Below are 18,689 nucleotides of genomic sequence, written 5' to 3' on the forward strand. Positions count from 1 at the left end.
TTTTGAACGCAGCTCCAATTTTATTAAAGTTATACTTTAAGGAATAGTGCGCCGGAGCCGGAAGCCCTTTCATGGACAGAAAGCCCAAAATACGCTAGGCAAAAATCATGGCTTCATATTCATCTTCTCAGGAAAGGATCGATTTCGATGATCCTTTGCTGGCCAATCAGCTGTTTGGTCCCCGCAATGCCCATTTGGATTTGCTGGCCGCTGCCAGCGGTGCCCAGATAGGCAGCCGCGGTGCTTCTGTTTTTTTCTCCAGTCCGGACCATGCCGTCCTGCAGTGCCTGTACCGGCTTTTCGTGCAGCTCTATGATATGCTGCGCAACGGCATCAGCATCAGCCAGCAGGATATGTCCCGGGCCTATGCCATGCTGGCGGCCGATCCCGGGCTCAACCTGCGGCAGGTCTTCCAGGAGGCTGTCTTCGTCAATACGCCGCGCAAGACGGTGACGGCCCGCAATGTGGCCCAGAAGCAGTATCTGGATATCCTGCGCCGGAACGAGATGGTCTTTGCCGTGGGGCCTGCCGGTACGGGCAAGACCTATCTTGCTGTGGCCATGGCCATCTCCATGCTGCAGCAGCATCAGGTCAAGCGCATCGTGCTGACGCGTCCCGCCGTGGAAGCGGGGGAGCGGCTGGGCTTCCTGCCCGGCGACCTGGCGGACAAGGTCAATCCGTACCTGCGTCCCCTGTATGATGCCCTGCACGACATGGTGCCCCAGCCCAAGGTGGCATCCATGCTGGAAGTGGGGACCATCGAGGTGGCCCCCCTGGCCTTCATGCGTGGCCGTACCCTCAATGATGCCTTCATCATCCTGGACGAAGCCCAGAACACCACCCACGAGCAGATGAAGATGTTCCTGACCCGCATGGGCTTTGGATCGCGCGTGGTGGTCACGGGCGATACCTCGCAGATCGACCTGCCCGTCAACCCGTCTTCCGGGCGGGCCCGCTCGGGCCTCGTCCATGCCCTGGCCATCTTGGACAAGATCCCCGGTCTTGCCGTGCACCACTTCAGCAAGGCTGACGTGGTGCGCCATCCTCTGGTGGGAGCCATCGTCAATGCCTACGACAACGCCGAAAAAGACAGCTAGACCCTCCAGCATGGTGGCCCTGTGGCAGACGCTGAGAACGCGTCACCACTGCGGTCGCGGCCTGCTGGTATTGATCCTGACCCTGCTTTTCCTCTCGTTGCTGGCCGGTGCCAATCTGACGCCGGAAAGCCGCGTCTATGTGGCGGGGCAGGTGGCGGACAGTGACGTCATCGCTGACCGCGACATCCTGGTGGAAGACGTGCAGGCCAGCAAGGCCCGGCAGCGCCAGGTGCTCATGCTCCAGCCCTCGGTCTACGACCTGAGCATGCAGCCCTATGAGATGTTCCAGAACCGCATCCTTGGGATCCTGCATCATCTGAACGTGATGGCCGACCACAAGGGCTTGCAGAGCGTCAAGCCTGTGCCGGAAGAAGCCGCTCCGGCGGCTCCCGAAGCGGAGGACAGCGCGCCTACTGTGGGGCAGGCCGGGGAAGCCCCGGTCACGCCCGCTCCTGCCGCGCCTGTTGCCGCCCAGCGTCCTCTGCCCAGAGCCGAGGAAGATCTGGCGGACCTTCCGAGAGGGGAGGCCTCTGTCCGCCGTCTGGTGGAAGAACTGACGCCCCGGGTGGCCGAAGAGGTGCTGCCCCAGCTGGCCTTGCCGGAAGTGCAGCAGTACCTCCTCAAGACCCTGATGCCGCTGATCCGGGATCGCCTGGCCGAAGGCCTCGTGGGCGACATCCGCTCCGCCAGAGCTGGACGGGCCGGGGTCGTCATCCGCAACCTCGACAACGGTTCGGAACTGCTGCGCCCCGAAGTGACCACGCTGCCCGATGTGCAGTCCTTCCTGGCCGAGATCTCGTCCCTGCTGCGGCAGGAGGATACCCTCAACGCCCACTCCCGCCGGGCCATCAACATCCTGCTTTCCGCGACGGTCCCGGCGTCCCTGACGCTCAACCGTGAGACGACCCAGCGCCGCGGTGAAGCCGTGGTGGCCAATGTGGAGCCCGTCTTTTACCAGATCCAGAAAGGCGAGCTGGTGGTGCGCAAGGGGGACAGGGTGAGCCGCGAGCAGCAGCTCAAACTGCAGACCCTGTATAAGAGCGCTGCCGATCCCGTCCGCTGGGGCGTGGTGCTGGGGGCTTTCCTGTTCTCCCTGATCCTGTCCATCGGCTTCTTCGTGGCGCCCAGCGGCAAGCCCGGCACGCCGCTGCGCTGCAAGGACATGCTGCTCATCTCGCTGGTGCTGTTCCTGTTCAGCGTGGGGGCCAAGGGGGCGTTCTGCCTTGCCACCCGTTTCGACAGCCTGACGCTGATGGCCAACTATGCCGTGGCCTTCCCCATCGCCGGGGGCGTGGGGCTGGTGGCCATGGTCTTTGCCGCCCGCCGCTACTGCACCATGAGCCTGCTGCTCTGTTTCTTTGCCATGCTCATGTTCCAGGCGGACTACACCTTCTTCCTGTATCATTTCCTGGGCGGCATGCTGGCCACCTGGCTGGTGACCAATGCCCAGACCCGGCAGGACGTTGTCTGGAGCATCATCCCCCTGACGGTGGGGCAATCGCTCATCTGGCTGGGCATGGCCCTGCTGGCGCAGATCTCGCCCAACGAGTTCCCCATGCAGCTGGGGGCCGTGGCCATCAACAGCCTCCTGTCCCTGATCCTGCTGTTCGCCGTCAGCCCCGTGTTGGAGCTGGCCTTTGGCTACAGTACGCGTTTCCGTCTCATGGAGCTCATGAGCCTTGAGCATCCGCTGATGCAGGAACTGATGGTGACCATCCCCGGCACCTATCATCATTCTCTGGTGGTGGCCAACATGGTGGAAGCCGGGGCCAAGGCCATCGGAGCCAACAGCCTGCTGTGCAAGGTGGCGGCCCTGTATCATGACGCGGGCAAGCTGACCTATCCCGAATACTTCATCGAGAACCAGTTCGGCGGTCCCAACAAGCATGACAAGCTGGCCCCGTCCATGAGTGCGCTCATCATCACGTCCCATGTCAAGAAGGGCACGGAACTGGCCGAGCGCTACAAGCTGGGGCAGGAGATCATCGATATCATCCGCCAGCATCACGGGACCCGCGTCATCCGCTACTTCTATCAGAAGGCCATCAATATGGGCGAGCGGCCGCGCGAATCGGATTTCAGCTATCCCGGTCCCCGGCCCCAGACCAAGGAAGCCGCCATTCTCATGCTGGCAGACTCCGTGGAGGCCTCCAGCCGGACGCTGACGGATCCCACGCCTGCCCGTATCAGGACGCACATCGATACCATCATCAAGGGCATCTTCTCCGAAGGCCAGCTCGACGAGTCCGAACTGACCTTCAAGGATCTGCATTACCTGAGCGAGAACTTCCAGCGCATCCTGACGGGCATCTTCCACCAGCGCATCGCCTATCCGCCGGCCAAGAACGAAGGCAAGCAGGAAGGCAAGGCTGCGGAAGCCAAAAACGCGGATGCCCGCCCGGCCGAAAGCAAGGCCGAAGCCAAGGGGCACGAGAACGCCCCGGCTGCCAGGGAGGCGGAAGAAAAAGCCGAGAACAGCCACAGCGGCCATCATCACGGCCGTGTACATGACGCTGCCGCCGTCGAAGCCGCGGAGAAGCTGGAAGCCGAACAGCTGGCCCGTACAGAACAGGCGGGGCGGGAATGATGGCTGTCCGGGTCATCGATCATTGTCCGGCGGGGGCCTGGCTGTTGCCTGTGCCCCCACGCCAGATAAGCAGGATACTGGATGCCCTGACCTCCGCAGCGCGGGAGGCCGGTTGTCCGCTGGGCCCTGTGGAGGCCCATCTGGTGGACGATGCCTGCATCGCCCGGGCCAATCAGCGCTACATGGGCTGCACAGGCCCGACCAATGTGCTGTCGTTCCCCGGTGATGAGAGCCTGCCGGGGGTGATGCTCCTTTCCCTCGATACGCTGAACAGGGAATGCCTGCTTTACGGCCAGGACTCGGCAGAGCATCTGCTGCGCCTGCTGGCGCATTCCGTGGGGCACCTGGCCGGATATGACCACGGTGAAGAGATGGATGCCCTCTGCGACTGGTGCCGGAGCAGGGCCGAAGCGGAAGTCTGGAGCTAGGCCGACCTGCTGCCGACCAGGGCCTGACAGTGCAGTTCCCGCAATTTGCGGGCGGATTCCGCTCCTTTGTTCTGCCATTGGGGCGGCAGCCCTATGGTGCGGAGGAGGGCCGTATCCTCCAGTGCCTTGCTGCTGATGTCCTGCTTGCTGTCGGCATCCACCACACTCCAGAACTCCTTCATCAGGCCGCGCGTGGCCACGGTCCAGAGCACGTCCCGGCGTGTGCCGGGGCGCAGACGGTCATACAGCCCGGCCTTCATATGCAGCTCGCAGGCCAGCAGTCCTGCCTTTTCCCGCCGGACGGGCAGGTGCAGCCGTTTGGCCAGAAGGCGCACCAGCGCCAGCCCCCGCTGCTCATGTCCGTAGTGGTGGGGCAGTTCTTCCTCAGGAGTCAGCAGCTTTCCCAGATCGTGGCAGAAGGCCATCCAGACGGCCAGACTGTTGCCGGCCACGGCGTTCATGACCCGGACGGTATGCTGGAGCACCGAACCGCTGTGCCAGCGTACAGGCCCGGCGGGGATGCGGGCGATGGCTTCCAGTTCCGTGAACCACGGCCGCCAGAGGTGGAGCTGCTCCAGGACTTCCAGAAAGCGGCCGGGGCAGGGGAGGGCCAGAGCTTTGAGCAGCTCCCTGCCGACCCGCTCCGCCGGTATGGCCGCCAGAGCGCTTTCCGGTACCTCCGCTGCCAGACGGAGGCAATCGGGGTGCAGCTGCCAGTCCGGATGACGGCAGGCAAAGCGGGCCAGGCGGAAAAGGCGCAGGGGATCCTTGCGGAAAGCGTCGGGCGAGGCCGGGCGCAGGAGCCTGCGCTCCAGATCAGCCAGCGTCCTGGCATGGGCATGCACATGCCCGCCGGCATCCAGGGCCAGCGCATTGACGCTCAGGTCACGGGCGGCCAGATCCGCAGGCAGGCTCCCACCACGGAGCGGCATGAATTCACAGCCGTGCCACAGACAGACCTGAACGCTTTTCCCCACGCGGGCGGCATCGGGATGCGTCGCCAGAAAGGCGGCATCGTCTCCGTCCACGGCATAATCCAGCTCAACCGGTGCCTGTCCCAGCAGGATGTCACGGACGGCACCGCCAACAAGGTAGGTCTTCATGACGACATCATGCCATAACGGGGCGCGGGAGCAAAGGGCCGGGCGGCCTGAGGTCTGGCGTTTCGGTGAGGTCTCGTCCGCACTGGATGTGGGGCATACCCTGGCCCGTCGCGGCCTGCTGGCGCCCTGGCAGAGCGTGCTGGTCAGCAGCCAGCGGCAGGGCAGGGGACAGCTGCGCCGGAACTGGGTCTCGCCCGCCGGCAATATCTATGCGGCGCTGCGGCTCCCCATGCAGGAGCCGTTCGCCAGTTCCGCGGCCTCCACCGTGACCGGGGCCATGCTGGCGGCCGCTCTGGGAAAGCTGGGCTTCGAGGTGCGCCTCAAATGGCCCAACGATCTTGCCGTGCTGGACGGGGACACCCCCGCCAAGGTGGCGGGGATCCTGTTGGAAGAAAGGGCGGGCGTCCTGCTGGCCGGCATCGGCATCAATGTGGCCTGGGCCCCGCCGGCCGAGACCTTGCGCGCAGGGGCCGCCATGCCCGCGAAGGCCCTGGTTTCGGGCCTGGAAAAATCACAAAAAATATTTCTTACCGCCGAGAGCCTATGGTATCAACTTGTAAACTGCCTGTTTTGCGAGTATAGTACCGGCGGTTCTCTAAAGAAAAACTGGAAGGATCTCGCCGAGAGCTTCCTGCTCTGGCGCGGGTCCTGCGTTTGTCTCGACGACGGCGATGAGGTCGTCGAGGGCATTCTGACAGGGCTGTGCCATGATGGAGGACTGTGCCTGTCGCGCAATGGCCGGCAGGAGGTTTTTTACAGCGGAAGCCTGCGTCTTTCGCATCATTACTAAAGGGCAAAAAGGCATGGCCAACAAATCCTTTGCAGACGTCCAGGAATTTCTCAAGGGCAAGGTGATCCTTGTCGCCAACCGTGGCATTCCCGCCCGCCGCATCTGTCGCTCCATCCGCGAACGCTTTGACGCCGTCGCGGCCATGACAGCCACCGATGTGGATAAAACTGCGCCGTCAGCATCCACTGCCAAGGAACTGATTCTGCTCGGACCCGATCCCCGCGCTTACCTGGATATTGACCGCATCATCGACAAAGCCCGCCAGCGCGGCGTTGTCGGTATCCACCCCGGCTGGGGCTTTGCCTCTGAGGACACCCGTTTCCCCCAGCGCTGCAAGGAAGCCGGTATCACCTTTATCGGTGCCACTGCCGAAGCCATGAACCTGCTGGGCAACAAAGTGCAGGCCCGCGCCGTGGCCCGCAAGCTGGGTATCCCCGTGGTACCCGGTTCTGACGGGGCCGTGGACATCGCCACCGCCCGTCAGCTGATCTCCGAGATCGGTCTGCCCATCATGCTCAAGGCCGAAGGCGGCGGCGGTGGCCGCGGTATCTTCGCCATCCACAATGAAGCCGAGCTGGAAGACGCCTTCTTCAAGGCCTCCACCATGGCCCAGGCCTCCTTCGGCAATCCGCGCCTGTTCGTGGAAAAGTTCCTGGCCGATGTGCGCCACATCGAGATCCAGGTCATCGCCGACATGTATGGCAATGTCTTTGCCTTTGACGAACGCGACTGCACCGTGCAGCGCAACCATCAGAAGCTCGTCGAGATCACGCCTTCGCCCTGGCCGGGCATGACCCGCCAGCTGCGCGAACAGCTCAAGGACTACGCCCGTCGCCTGGTGCGCGCCGTGGGCTACCACTCCCTGGCCACGGTGGAATTCCTGGTCACGCCCGACGGCACGCCCTACATGATCGAAGTCAACACCCGTCTGCAGGTGGAACACGGCATCACCGAATGCCGCTACGGCATCGACCTGGTGGAAGAGCAGATCGCCGTGGCCTTTGGTGCGGAACTGCGTTACCGCGAAGAGAACCTGCGTCCTTCCTACTGTGCCATGCAGGTGCGTATCAACTGCGAGAACCCGCAGGAGAACTTCGCTCCCAATGCCGGCCTGATCACCCGTTACGTGTCGCCTGGCGGCCCCGGTGTGCGTCTGGACTCCAACATCAGTGCCGGTTATGAGTTCCCGGCCAACTATGACTCGGCCGGCTCCCTGCTCATCGCCTATGCCCACGACTGGGAAAAGACCCTGGGCATCATGGACCGCGCCCTGAGCGAGTACATCATCGGCGGCATCAAGACCACCATCCCCTTCCACCGCCAGATCCTCAAGCATCCCCTGTTCCGCAAGGGCGAGATCAACACCAACTTCGTGGCCAACCATCCCGAGCTCATGCAGTACCGGGACGTGGCCCCCGAAAGCGAACGCCTGGCCCGCCTGGTGGCGGAGATCTCCGCCAAGGGCTACAACCCCCATGTGCAGCTCGGGGAATACCGTTCCGTCACCACGCCTCGTCTGGGCGCCTTCGATCCGGTGCTGCCGCCCATCCCCAGCCAGCTGCGCCGCCAGCCGTCTCCCTATCCTCAGGGCGACCGCCGCGCCCTGCTGGACTTCATCCGCGACAGCGGCTACGTGCACTTTACGGATACCACGCCGCGTGACTTCACCCAGTCCAACTCCGGCAACCGCTTCCGCCTGGCCGAAGACCGCCTGATCGGTCCCTACCTGGACAATGCCGGTTACTTCTCCATCGAGAACGGCGGCGGCGCCCACTTCCATGTGGCCATGCTGGCCAACATGACCTATCCCTTCTCCGAAGCGAAGGAGTGGAAGAGCTTCGCTCCCAAGACGCTCAAGCAGCTGCTGGTGCGCTCCACCAACGTGCTGGGCTACACGCCGCAGCCGCGCAACCTCATGCGCCTGACCGGCGAGATGATCTGCGATCACTACGAAGTGGTGCGCTGCTTCGACTTCCTGAACCATGTGGAGAACATGCGCCCCATTGCCGAAGTGGTCATGGACCGCAAGGACGTGGTCTTCCAGCCCGCCATCTCCCTTTCGTGGGCCAAGGGCTTCGACGTCAATCACTATCTGGGCGTGACCGAGAACATCCTGCGCATGATGGCCGACATCATGGGCGCCGATGAAAAGACCGCTGCCCGCAGCATCATCCTCGGCCTCAAGGATATGGCCGGGGTCTGCCCGCCGCGCTTCATGACCGAGCTGGTGACGGCCCTGCGCAAGCGCTGGCCCGAACTGGTGCTGCACTACCACCGCCACTGCACCGACGGCCTGTTCATCCCCGCCTGCGGGGCCGCGGCCAAGGCCGGTGCCCACATCATCGACGTGGGCCTGGGCTCCGCTGTCCGTTCTTACGGGCAGGGCGACGTGCTGGCCACGGTGGCTTACATGGAAGACGAGCTGGGCCTGGAGTGCCATCTGAACAAGGATGCCATCCGCGACGCCAACTTCGTCTGCAAGCAGATCATGCCCTACTATGACCGCTACTGCTCGCCGTACTTCAAAGGCATCGACTACGATGTGACCCGCCACGGCATGCCCGGCGGTGCTACTTCCTCCTCGCAGGAAGGCGCCATGAAGCAGGGCTACATCCACCTGCTGCCCTACATGCTCAAGTTCCTGGAAGGGACCCGCCAGATCGTTCGTTACCACGACGTGACGCCCGGTTCGCAGATCACCTGGAACACCGCCTTCCTGGCGGTCACCGGGGCCTGGAAGCGCGGCGGCGAGGAAGAAGTCCGCTTCCTGCTCGAAGTGCTCAACGAAGTCACCCGTACGCCCGAATCCGAACTTTCCAGCGAGATGCGCAAGGCCCGCCTGAACATCTACCAGGACTGCAACGACGCCTTCCGCAAGCTGCTGCTGGGCAAGTTCGGCCGCCTGCCGCTGGGCTTCCCCGCGGACTGGGTCTACGAGAGCGCCTTTGGCTCCGAGTGGAAGAGCGCCATTGCCAACCGTACGGAAGTCTCGCCTCTGGAAAGCCTGCCGGACGTGAACCTGGCCGCCGAAGAAGCTGCCTGCACCGAACTGCTGAAGCGCAAGCCCACCAAGGAAGAGTTCGTCCTGTACCTGAACCATCCGGCCGATGCCCTCAAGACCATGCAGTTCCGCATGCAGTACGGCGATCCCAACAATCTGCCCCTGCATGTCTGGTTCGAAGGCCTCAAGCCCGGCCAGGACCTCTATTTCAATGACCGCAGCGGTAAGCCCCACCATCTGCTGCTGCTGAGCATCTCCCGTCCCAACGATGCCGGTGTCGTCATCTGCCGTTACGTGCTGGACTCCGAGATCATGAGCTGCGAAGTGCAGGTCGCCCAGCCCACCGGCCAGAAGGCCAAGGGCCTGACCATGGCGGATCCTGCCAACAAGTTCCATGTGGCGTCGCCCAGCAATGGCGACCTGTGGGTCATGTACGTCCACCCCGGCGATATCGTGAAGGCCGGCGAAGAGCTGTTCAACGTATCCATCATGAAGCAGGAAAAGGCTGTGCTGGCTCCTGTGGATGGCGTCGTGAAGCGCGTGCTGAAGACGGCCGACTTCAAGGAAAACAAGCAGATGGTATCCGTGCGTGAAGGCGAGCTGCTCGTCGAACTGGGCCCCGTGCCGCGTATTTGCAGCAATGAAGCCTGCGCACAACCTATCCCCATGGACAATGTCTCCTTCTGTCCTTACTGCGGATCCCGCGTGATCTAGCCGTGTGGCGCATTTGCGCCGCATTGTGGACAGGATGTGCCTGCTAGGGTATGATGATTGCAATCAAAAGCTTTCTTTCCTGGTATAACGGAGGAAGTCATGGCCAAAACGGCTGCCACTAAGAAAGAGGAATCCCCGGAAGCTATCCGCAAAAAGTTGGTGCTGACCGGCGCCGACATCGTGGCGATCGGCGAAGAAGCCGAGCTGCTTGTGGGTGGCAAGAACTACAACACGGCCCTCATCAGCCAGATCGAAGGTATCCAGGCGCCTTATTTCCGCGCCATCTCTTCGCTCGCCTTCCACAGGGTGCTGGATGAGACCAAGGTTACCGGGCGTATCGTTCGCGCGGTCGTCGACCGCGAGTACGGCCGTATCGACTGGAATGATCCCGAAATCAACCAGGACCCCGACTTCCTGCAGAAGTTCGTCCGCCAGCTCGGCAAGCAGATCCATGACGCTGCCGCTGCGGAAGGGGACCAGTCCCACACCAAACTGCGCACCTTCATCAATACCATCGTGGAAGGCTTTGCTACCTCTCCCGAAGGTATCGACCAGCTGCGCAAACGCTCTGTCATGGTGCAGGCCGCCATCCTGTCCGTGGATCTTCCCCAGGATGTGGATGAGGCCGTGCGCGGTGCCTACCTCTCCATTTGCAACGAGAACGGCGACGACATGACCCCCGTGGCCGTGCGTTCCTCGGCTGCCGGTGAAGACTCCCGCAAGAAAGCCTTTGCCGGTCTGCAGGACACCTACCTCAACATGGTGGGCCCGGCCAAGGTCGTGGAAGCCTACCATTGGGACTGTGCTTCCGCGTACAACCTGCGCTCCATGACCTATCGCCGCGAGGCCATCCTCGATGCTATTGCCCGCGCTGAAGAGACCGGCGATGAAGCCATCGCCATCAACGCCAAGCAGGAATGGGCCATCGAGAACACCTCGCTTTCCGTCTGCATGATGCAGATGATCAACCCCGTGATCTCCGGTACGGCCTTCTCGGCCGATACGTCCACCGGTTGCCGCGGCACGGCCCGTAAGGACCTGGTCAGCATCGATACCAGCTACGGTCTGGGCGAAGCTGTGGTGGGCGGCAAGGTGACCCCCGACAAGCTTTATGTCTTCCAGCGCGATGACGGCAGTGAAGTCGTCATCCGCCAGATGGGCTGCAAGGACATGAAGATCGTCTATGACGAACGCGGTGGTACCCGTGAAGTGGCCGTGCCTGAACTGGAAGCCCTGCGCTGGGCCCTGTCGCTGAGCCAGGCCGAGCGTGTGGCCAAGGGCGTGCGTGCCGTGAGCAAGGCTTACGGCGGCATGATCATGGATACGGAATTCTGTATCGACGCCAACGACAAACTGTGGTTCGTGCAGGCCCGCCCCGAGACCCGCTGGAACGAAGAGCTGGAGCTGCATCCCACCACCATCTTCATGCGCCGTCGCGAAGTGGACGCCAAGGCTGCCGCCAATGCCGAAGTGCTGGTGGAAGGCAATGGTGCCTCCCGCGGTGCCGGTCACGGTACCGTGCGCTTCCTGCGTTCGGCTCTGGAACTGAACAAGGTCGCCAAGGGCGACGTGCTGGCCGCCGAGCGCACCGACCCCGACATGGTGCCCGGCATGCGTGTGGCCTCCGCCATCATGGCCGACGTGGGTGGCGATACCAGCCACGCCGCCATCACCTCGCGTGAACTGGGCATCGCCGCCGTCATCGGCATCCAGCGCCTGGACGTGCTGCGCGCCCTGGATGGCGTGGAAGTGACCGTCGACGGTACCCGCGGCCGGGTGTATCGCGGTCTACTGCCTCTGCGCGAAGTGGGCGGCGAAATGGACGTGGCCAAACTGCCCACCACCAAGACCAAGGTCGGCCTGGTGCTGGCGGACGTGGGCCAGGCCCTGTTCCTCTCCCGTCTGCGCGAGTTCCCGCAGTTCGAAGTGGGTCTGCTGCGTGCCGAGTTCATGCTGGGCAACATCAGCATCCATCCCCAGGCTCTGGAAGCCTTCGATAACGGCGAACTGGAAGACGTGGTGCAGGGCAAGCTCAAGGAACTGGAAGACAACCTTTCCAAGGTCCTGCGCGAGCAGATGGCTGCCGGCCTCATCGTGTTCAACTTCAACCTGCGTGAATACGTGGGCGAAGTGACCGGCCTCAATGCCGAAGTCTCCGCTCTGGTGGACGCCGACCGCAGCCTCAGTGCCGAAGAAGTGCTGCTGCAGCACCGCAAGATGCGTGAGCTCGACCACAAGATCGACCAGCATATGGAAATGGCTTCCCGCCGCCTGGAGATCCTCAAGACCTCCGTGGATCTGGCCGATCATGTGCGCATCATCATGGGCTACGACGACGAGCTGGCCCTGCTTTCGCCCTCCGATCCCGAATCGGCCAAGCGCATCGCCGAGATCGAAGCCTCGGTGGAAGAGCATGTGAAGCGCATCAAGGATCTGCCCGTGGTGACTTCTCTGCTGGGCAACATTGCCCGTCTGCGTGAAGAAGTGAGCCTGCGTGGCGGCCTGAAGAAGGAAATGGACGATGTGCGCGCTCTGCCCGAAAAGATTCGCGCCATCATCAAGTCCCGCGGCTTCCGCACCGGTAAGGAACACTATGTGCAGACGCTGGCCCAGAACCTGGCCCTGTTTGCCATGGCCTTCTACGGCAAGACCATCGTGTACCGTACCACGGACTTCAAGAGCAACGAATACCGCAACCTGCTGGGCGGCAACCTCTTCGAACATCACGAAGACAACCCCATGCTGGGTTACCGCGGTGTGTCCCGCAATATCCACGACTGGGAAATCGAAGCCTTCAAGCTGGCCCGCGGCGTGTACGGCGGTTCCAACCTGCAGATGATGCTGCCTTTCGTGCGTACCCTGGAAGAAGCCCGCTCCATGCGGACCTACCTGAGCCAGGTGCACAAGCTGACCAGCGGTCAGGACGGCCTGCGCATCATCCAGATGTCGGAAATCCCCTCCAACGCCATCCTGGCCAAGCAGTTCATCCAGGAATTCGACGGATTCTCCATCGGTTCCAACGACATGACCCAGATGGTGCTGGCCACGGACCGCGACAACGCGCGTCTGGGCCACATCTACGACGAAGAAGATCCCGCCGTGGTCTGGGCCATCCTGGTCAGCATCTTCACCGGCCAGAAGTACGGCAAGAAGGTGGGCTTCTGCGGTCAGGGTATCTCCAACAGTGTGATCCTGCGCGGCCTGGTGGCCATCGCCGGTATCGTCTCCGCTTCGGTGGTGCCGGATACCTACTTCCAGACCGTGTTCGACATCGCCGCTGTGGAAGCCGAGAACATCCCCACGTCCAAGCTGGGCGAATGGCTGGGCAAGCAGCATCATCAGCGTCTTGCCAAGCTGATGGAAGAGGCCGGTTACGGCCACATTCTGAAGAAGTACACGCTGCCCCAGGATATCCAGGAATGGTACGAAGGCGAGCTGCAGCGTCGTCACGAGCAGCTGCGTGAGCATCTGGATACCCCCAAGGAATCCTTCTACCGCACCGAGCTGGAAAGCTTCCGCTCCATGTTCCACAAGCCCGTCATCTACGCGACCTGGGATTGGAGCAGCACGGTGGAAGACGCCCTGCATCAGGCCGGCTTCGCTTCCTTCGAAGAGCAGGCTGCTGCCCTGGAAGAATACCGCAAAATCAAGTTCTAACCCGTACCGGTTCGCGAGTCGGTTCTGAGCCAGTTCGCGGATACGTTGACGATAAAGGGGGCGCCCAAAGCGCCCCCTTTTTTCTTTCAGGACTGTCTTGATCCTTCCGGCGACAGGGAAAGGTCTCATAGCTGGTTGTTTTGGAAAAACTTTCAAGAGAACAGGGGAGGGTACTTTACTTTGTATTCCTTCCTTCGTATGCTCAAAATATATATGGTGTAGTATTTCTGGAGAGAATATGGATAGTTGGCGCATGCTTCTGTCTGGTCTGACCTGACGCTGTCTGTGGTGGGGCTGTATGTCCTTGTCGCCGCAGACGGTTTGCTGACGCCTGTTTTCCGTCGCCTTTCTCCGGGCAAGCTCGCAACACCCCATCACTTCCGCGCAGTCTCGCGCGGTTTTTTTGTGCCCAACGGCAGGATGGCCTGCCGTTTTGCGACCACGGTGGTCGCATCATCACAAAAAGGGGGTTGCCCATGTTCGTTCCGTCCACCCTTCGCAGGCTGGCTTTGGCCGGCATCGCTGTGCTGGGTCTGTGTTCCATGTCTGTTGCCGCTGAACTGCCGGCCTTCAAGACTGGTTTCATCTTCACCACCCACCATTCCCCATTCCAGGTCGCAGCTTCACGCGGTGAGGCCTTCCGCGATCTGGGCGTCTATCTGAAACCTCTTGTGGAACGCGAAAGCTACGAGCTCATCAAGGACGGTAAGCCCATTGCCATCCTCGATCTGGTCGTGGCCAAGAGCGGTTCCGAGACCGCCACGCTTTTTGCCCAGAAGCATCTGGATATGGGCATCGCCTCCATCACGGCTATCATGGCTGGCATCGACAAGGGGACGCCCATGAAGATCGTCTGCCCGCTGCAGACGGAAGGCATGGCGCTGGTGGTGCCCAAAGATTCTTCTCTGACCAGCTGGGAAAGCCTGCTGCAGCGGGTGAAGGACAGCAAGGAGCCCGTTAAGATCGGCTTCCATTCGCCTACCAGTGCCCCCAAGATCGTGCTGGAAGGCGCGCTGGTCAAAGCCGGGCTCAAGGTGACGCTTGATCCTTCGGACAGCAAGGCGGATGTCCTGCTGGTGGACCTGAAAGAGACCAGTAACCTGCTGGCCTCCCTGACCGCCGGGCAGGTGGAAGCTGTTGTCGGTCCTTCGCCCTTCCCCGAAGTGGCCCAGACGCGCGGCATCGGCAAGGTGCTGGTCAATCTGGGCGAACTGCCTCCCGCCGGGCAGTGGGCCAACTTCCCTTGCTGTGTGGGCGTGGCCTCTGAAGAAATGATCGCCAAGCATCCTGAAGTTGTCCGGGCTTTCGTGGCCCTGATCTCCCGCGTGGGGGCCTGGTGCAATGCCCATCCCCAGCAGGCCGGTGAGATCGCCGCCCAGTGGATCGGTCTGCCGCCCGAGGCCGGGCGCAAGTCCAGCCTTGTGTTCCTGGGAAGCTTCAATGACAGCTGGCTGCGCGGCGCGGATACCTATCTGCGTATCCTGGACAGCATGAACAAGTTCAGCGGCAGCCTGCGCCACAAGACCATGGAGCAGGCCCGCCCCCTGCTGATCAACGATTCGTTCCTTGATACCGGAAAATAGCCGGATCTCTGTAACCGCGTTCCTTTTCCTGCGGCAGGGGATGAGCCTCTGCCGCAGGCCACTCATTGCTTGCAGGTCGACTATGCCGGGACGAATCATCTTTTGGGCGGCACCTCTTCTGGTGCCTGTGCTCTTCTTTATCGTATGGGAATCTATGGCGACGCTGGTGGGCAACAGCCTGATCCTTCCTCCGCTGGAGGAGATCGGGGCCCTGCTGGCGCACCCGCTGGACAATGTCATCGCCATGGGCACGCTGGCAGGCAATATCGGCATCAGTCTGGTGCGCGTCCTCTGCGGGTATGCGGCAGCCGTGCTGCTGGGAGTGCCTTTGGGGGTGGCCATGGGCTATTATGCCGGTCTGCATCGCCTGCTCAATCTTTTTCTGGGCATGTTCCGCCCCATCCCGCCTCTGGCCTGGGTACCGCTGGTGCTGGCCTGGTTCGGCGTCAGCAGCCTGGCAACGGCCATGGGCCTGCCGCGAAGCGAATTATATTATTATCTTAATAACTTGAAGATATCCATGCTGTTCATCATCTTCATCGGCGCGCTGTTCCCTATCCTGACCAGCGCCGTGCATGGTGTGCAGACGGTCAACCGCACGCTGGTGGATTCGGCCCGGGTTCTGGGGGCGTCCGAGCGGGACATCTTCACCAAGATCCTGCTGCCCGCCGCGGCTCCGTCCATCGTCAATGGCCTGCGCATAGGTCTCGGGGTGGCGTGGATGTGCTTGGTCTCCGCGGAGATGCTGCCCGGCAGCCTTTCCGGAGTGGGCTATCTGATCACACATGCCTATACCGTGGGACGTACGGACGTGGTCATTGCCGGCATGATCAGCATCAGTGTGGTGGGAGCCTTGCTGGATATGGCTTTTCAGTGGATAGAGCGACGCAAGTATGCGTGGAAACAGTTTTCCCGGTAGGCGCGTATGACGGAGAGTGTGCTTTCTGCCCGAAAGGTGCGCAAGCGCTTTCGCCTGCGTGAAGGTGAAGTGCTGGCCCTGAAAGGACTGGATCTGGATGTGCGGGAGAATGAATTCATCTGCATCGTGGGGCCCAGCGGTTGCGGCAAATCGACGTTTTTGCGCATGGCTGCCGGGCTTGAACCTGTCAGTGAAGGCGAGATCCTGTACCGGGGCCAGCCGGTGAAGACACCGCGCCGTGAGGTGGGCATGGTGTTCCAGGAATATTCCCTGTTGCCCTGGCGCACGGTGGAAGACAATGTGGCTCTGGGCCTTGAATTTGCCGGAAAAGGCCGCGAAGAGCGCCGCAAGGTGGCGCGCGAATATCTGGAGCTGGTGGATCTGGCCGCTTTTGCCCGGGCCATGCCCCATGAACTTTCCGGCGGCATGCGGCAGCGCGTGGCCATAGCGCGGGCCCTGGCCAACAGGCCTGACGTGCTGCTGATGGATGAACCGTTCGGGGCGCTGGATGCGCATACCCGTATCCTGCTGCAACGGGAGCTGCTGCGCATCTGGCAGCATCACAAGACCACCATCCTTTTCGTGACCCACGGGGTGGACGAGGCCGTATATCTGGCTGACAGGGTCGTGGTCATGTCGGCGCGCCCGGGAACGGTCCGCGCTGTCGTGCCGGTGGACATCCCCCGGCCCCGCCACCGTGGGGATCCTGAATATGCGCGCCTGACGGCTTCCATCCTGGAAATGCTGGATACAAGTGCCGGGACCGGGCGCGATGAGCGGAAAAATGATGCGGGAGGCTGTCCATGCCGGTAGCTGGAGTGGATGTGGGTTCTGTGGCCGCCAAGGCCGTAGTGCTGGACGAGGAAAAAAAGATCGTTCTTGGGCGGGCCGTTCTGCCCACCGGCTGGAACAGCCGTGAAGCCGGGGAACAGGTGCTGCAGGCCGCCTGCCGTGCCGCGGGAGTGGAGCCGGCGGGCCTGCGGCGTGTGGTCGGCACGGGTTATGGCCGCGTGGCCTTGCCCTTTGCCGACAAGGTCGTGACCGAGATCTCCTGCCATGCGCGCGGTGCCTCCTGGCTGTTTCCTGCCACAGGCGTGGTGCTGGACATAGGCGGACAGGACAGCAAGGTCATCGCGGTGGAAGACGGTGCTGTGCAGGATTTTGTCATGAATGACAAATGTGCGGCCGGGACAGGACGTTTTTTGCAGGTCTTGTCCGGTATCCTGGGCATGGAGCTGCCGGAGCTGGGGCAGGCCGCCGCCACCGGCAAACCCGTATCCATCTCCAGCATGTGCGCTGTATTTGCGGAGACAGAGATCATCGGGCTGCTGGCGCAGGGGACGGCCCCGGCCGACATCGCTGCGGGGGTATACCTGTCCATCGCACGCCGTATGCGGGGGCTGGCAGCACGTATCCCGCTGAAGGGAGAGTGCACCTTTACCGGTGGGCTGGCTACCAGTCCGGCATTCAGCGGATTGCTTGCGGCGGAGCTGGGAGTACCGGTCAATGTCCCTGACGATCCCCAGACCGTGGGAGCTTTGGGCGCGGCCCTTGTGGCGGCCCGCTGATAACGCAACGACGCCACCGGCACGGTCCGGAGCGCATGGGAGAATAAAGATGACATACGCAAGTCTTGAACATTTTCGGGATGTGACCAGCCGTAACGTGCTGGCCCTGCAGGAAGCCAGGGAAAAAGGTCGCAAGGTGGTGGGGCAGTTCTGCATCTATTCCCCGCTGGAGATCGCCCTTGCGGCGGGTGCCGTACCGGTCTCGTTGTGCGGTACGAAGCAGGACTCCATCCCTGTGGCGGAAGAGGTGCTGCCGCGCTGTCTGTGTCCCCTGATCAAGAGCAGCTTCGGCTTTGCCCTGCAGGACAGCTGCCCCTATCTGGCGGCTTCTGACATCGTGGTGGCGGATGCCACCTGTGATGGCAAGAAAAAGATGTATGAACTCCTGGCTGCCTATAAGCCCGTGATGGTCCTGCAGCTTCCGCAGATCCAGGATGAACGCGCTCATGCCTACTGGCGGGAGCAGTACGCCTTGCTGGTAGCCCGTCTGGAAGAGGACTTTGGCGTCCGGATAACGGAAGAGAAGCTGCGGGCTGCCATGGATCTGACGTCCCGCTTGCGTCAGGCCCTGAAAAAGGTGCTGGATCTGGCCCGCCGGCGTCCGTCGCCCCTGCGGGGTCTCGATCTGCTGGACATCTGTTTTCGGGCCTCGTTCATGCCGGACTATGAACAGGCCATCCGCTTGCTGGAGGCCATCCACGCGGAATTGCAGGACGCCCCGGCGGCTGTGGCTCCAGATGCTCCCCGTATCCTGCTGACAGGCGTCCCCACGGGTATGGGGTCGCACAAAGTCGTGCAATTGCTGGAAGAATGCGGTGCCAGCGTGGTCTGTATCGATAACTGCACCTGTTACAAGAAAGTCCTGCTGAACATGGAAGAAGAGGGGGATGCCCTGGACATCCTGGCCCGCCGCTATCTGGACATGCACTGCGCCGTCATGTCTCCCAACCCCCACCGCTACAGCATCCTGAAGGATCTGGCCCGGGATTTTGCCGTGGATGCCGTGGTCGATCTGACATGGCAGGGCTGCCAGCCGTATGATGTCGAGTCCTGGAGCGTCAAAAAATTCGTGCGCGAAGAGCTGGGCTTGCCTTTCCTGCAGGTGGTGACGGATTATTCAGGTACGGATACGGAGCAGCTCAAGGTCCGGCTGGAAGCCTTCCTGGAGATGCTGGCCTGAGGCATTTTCCACAGCTCGTCCGTCGCATAGTAATATGCTATAATTATTGAGTTTTATTTTTT

Annotated in this window: 12 protein-coding genes; 11 read left to right on the forward strand and 1 reads right to left on the reverse strand. The window is 62.1% G+C overall.

Annotated features, from left to right (window positions below; all coding sequences use genetic code 11):
- Positions 1–107 precede the first annotated feature (107 nt).
- Genes ACQRAG_RS00095 through ybeY form a run of 3 tightly spaced genes read left to right on the forward strand, consistent with a single transcriptional unit; the run spans position 108 to position 4,112 of the window.
- Positions 108–1,097 carry a PhoH family protein gene (locus ACQRAG_RS00095; RefSeq protein WP_168936073.1) on the forward strand — a complete coding sequence of 330 codons (990 nt, stop codon included), beginning with the start codon at positions 108–110 and terminating at the stop codon, positions 1,095–1,097.
- Complete coding sequence (locus tag ACQRAG_RS00100; RefSeq protein ID WP_289616238.1) at positions 1,066–3,684, forward strand: HD family phosphohydrolase; 2,619 nt, start codon at positions 1,066–1,068, stop codon at positions 3,682–3,684. Before ACQRAG_RS00095 ends, ACQRAG_RS00100 begins: the two co-directional genes overlap by 32 nt.
- Complete coding sequence (gene ybeY / locus ACQRAG_RS00105; RefSeq protein WP_427803681.1) at positions 3,681–4,112, forward strand: rRNA maturation RNase YbeY; 432 nt, start codon at positions 3,681–3,683, stop codon at positions 4,110–4,112. The genes ACQRAG_RS00100 and ybeY overlap by 4 nt, the downstream gene beginning before the upstream one ends.
- On the opposite strand, the gene ACQRAG_RS00110 is transcribed toward ybeY, so the two are convergent.
- Entirely contained in the window at positions 4,109–5,215 is a 1,107-nt protein-coding gene (locus ACQRAG_RS00110) for an HD domain-containing protein (protein ID WP_289616239.1), read from the reverse strand. The genes ybeY and ACQRAG_RS00110 overlap by 4 nt on opposite strands.
- Between ACQRAG_RS00110 and ACQRAG_RS00115 the strand changes: the two genes are divergently transcribed.
- The 8 genes from ACQRAG_RS00115 (at position 5,214) to ACQRAG_RS00150 (ending at position 18,627) form a co-directional block, all read left to right on the forward strand.
- On the forward strand, positions 5,214–6,005 hold the full coding sequence (locus ACQRAG_RS00115; protein WP_168936075.1) for a biotin--[acetyl-CoA-carboxylase] ligase: 792 nt from the start codon (positions 5,214–5,216) through the stop codon (positions 6,003–6,005). The two genes, ACQRAG_RS00110 and ACQRAG_RS00115, sit on opposite strands and share 2 nt — an antisense overlap.
- A 13-nt stretch (positions 6,006–6,018) precedes the next feature.
- Positions 6,019–9,720, forward strand: a complete 3,702-nt coding sequence (locus ACQRAG_RS00120) for a pyruvate carboxylase (protein WP_204625633.1) — start codon at positions 6,019–6,021, stop codon at positions 9,718–9,720.
- A gap of 99 nt (positions 9,721–9,819) precedes the next feature.
- Positions 9,820–13,377, forward strand: a complete 3,558-nt coding sequence (locus ACQRAG_RS00125; protein ID WP_168936077.1) for a PEP/pyruvate-binding domain-containing protein — start codon at positions 9,820–9,822, stop codon at positions 13,375–13,377.
- A 509-nt stretch (positions 13,378–13,886) separates the two neighbouring features.
- On the forward strand, positions 13,887–14,960 hold the full coding sequence (locus ACQRAG_RS00130) for an ABC transporter substrate-binding protein (protein WP_297160248.1): 1,074 nt from the start codon (positions 13,887–13,889) through the stop codon (positions 14,958–14,960).
- A gap of 154 nt (positions 14,961–15,114) precedes the next feature.
- A complete protein-coding gene (locus ACQRAG_RS00135; protein ID WP_239465013.1) occupies positions 15,115–15,879 on the forward strand; it encodes an ABC transporter permease in 765 nt (254 codons plus the stop codon).
- A gap of 18 nt (positions 15,880–15,897) precedes the next feature.
- On the forward strand, positions 15,898–16,692 hold the full coding sequence (locus ACQRAG_RS00140) for an ABC transporter ATP-binding protein (protein WP_320855050.1): 795 nt from the start codon (positions 15,898–15,900) through the stop codon (positions 16,690–16,692).
- Positions 16,683–17,447, forward strand: coding sequence for an acyl-CoA dehydratase activase (locus ACQRAG_RS00145; protein WP_168936506.1), 765 nt, complete (start codon positions 16,683–16,685; stop codon positions 17,445–17,447). The genes ACQRAG_RS00140 and ACQRAG_RS00145 overlap by 10 nt, the downstream gene beginning before the upstream one ends.
- Before the next feature lie 49 nt (positions 17,448–17,496).
- Positions 17,497–18,627 (forward strand): double-cubane-cluster-containing anaerobic reductase, encoded by a 1,131-nt coding sequence (locus ACQRAG_RS00150; RefSeq protein WP_303740313.1) that lies wholly within the window; start codon positions 17,497–17,499, stop codon positions 18,625–18,627.
- The last annotated feature ends 62 nt before the right edge of the window (positions 18,628–18,689 follow it).

The organism is Desulfovibrio sp. SGI.230 (assembly GCF_050313065.1).
In the GTDB taxonomy this organism is placed as follows: Bacteria; Desulfobacterota; Desulfovibrionia; order Desulfovibrionales; family Desulfovibrionaceae; genus Desulfovibrio.

What these genes read in the sequence shown, in the direction of transcription:
- ybeY (WP_427803681.1), top strand. Translation starts at nt 3,681, where the DNA reads ATGATGGCTGTCCGGGTCATCGATCATTGTCCGGCGGGGGCCTGGCTG.
- ACQRAG_RS00115 (WP_168936075.1), top strand. Translation starts at nt 5,214, where the DNA reads ATGACGACATCATGCCATAACGGGGCGCGGGAGCAAAGGGCCGGGCGG.
- ACQRAG_RS00135 (WP_239465013.1), top strand. Translation starts at nt 15,115, where the DNA reads ATGGCGACGCTGGTGGGCAACAGCCTGATCCTTCCTCCGCTGGAGGAG.
- ACQRAG_RS00110 (WP_289616239.1), bottom strand. Translation starts at nt 5,215, where the DNA reads ATGAAGACCTACCTTGTTGGCGGTGCCGTCCGTGACATCCTGCTGGGA.
- ACQRAG_RS00150 (WP_303740313.1), top strand. Translation starts at nt 17,497, where the DNA reads ATGACATACGCAAGTCTTGAACATTTTCGGGATGTGACCAGCCGTAAC.
- ACQRAG_RS00100 (WP_289616238.1), top strand. Translation starts at nt 1,066, where the DNA reads ATGCCTACGACAACGCCGAAAAAGACAGCTAGACCCTCCAGCATGGTG.
- ACQRAG_RS00095 (WP_168936073.1), top strand. Translation starts at nt 108, where the DNA reads ATGGCTTCATATTCATCTTCTCAGGAAAGGATCGATTTCGATGATCCT.
- ACQRAG_RS00145 (WP_168936506.1), top strand. Translation starts at nt 16,683, where the DNA reads ATGCCGGTAGCTGGAGTGGATGTGGGTTCTGTGGCCGCCAAGGCCGTA.
- ACQRAG_RS00125 (WP_168936077.1), top strand. Translation starts at nt 9,820, where the DNA reads ATGGCCAAAACGGCTGCCACTAAGAAAGAGGAATCCCCGGAAGCTATC.
- ACQRAG_RS00120 (WP_204625633.1), top strand. Translation starts at nt 6,019, where the DNA reads ATGGCCAACAAATCCTTTGCAGACGTCCAGGAATTTCTCAAGGGCAAG.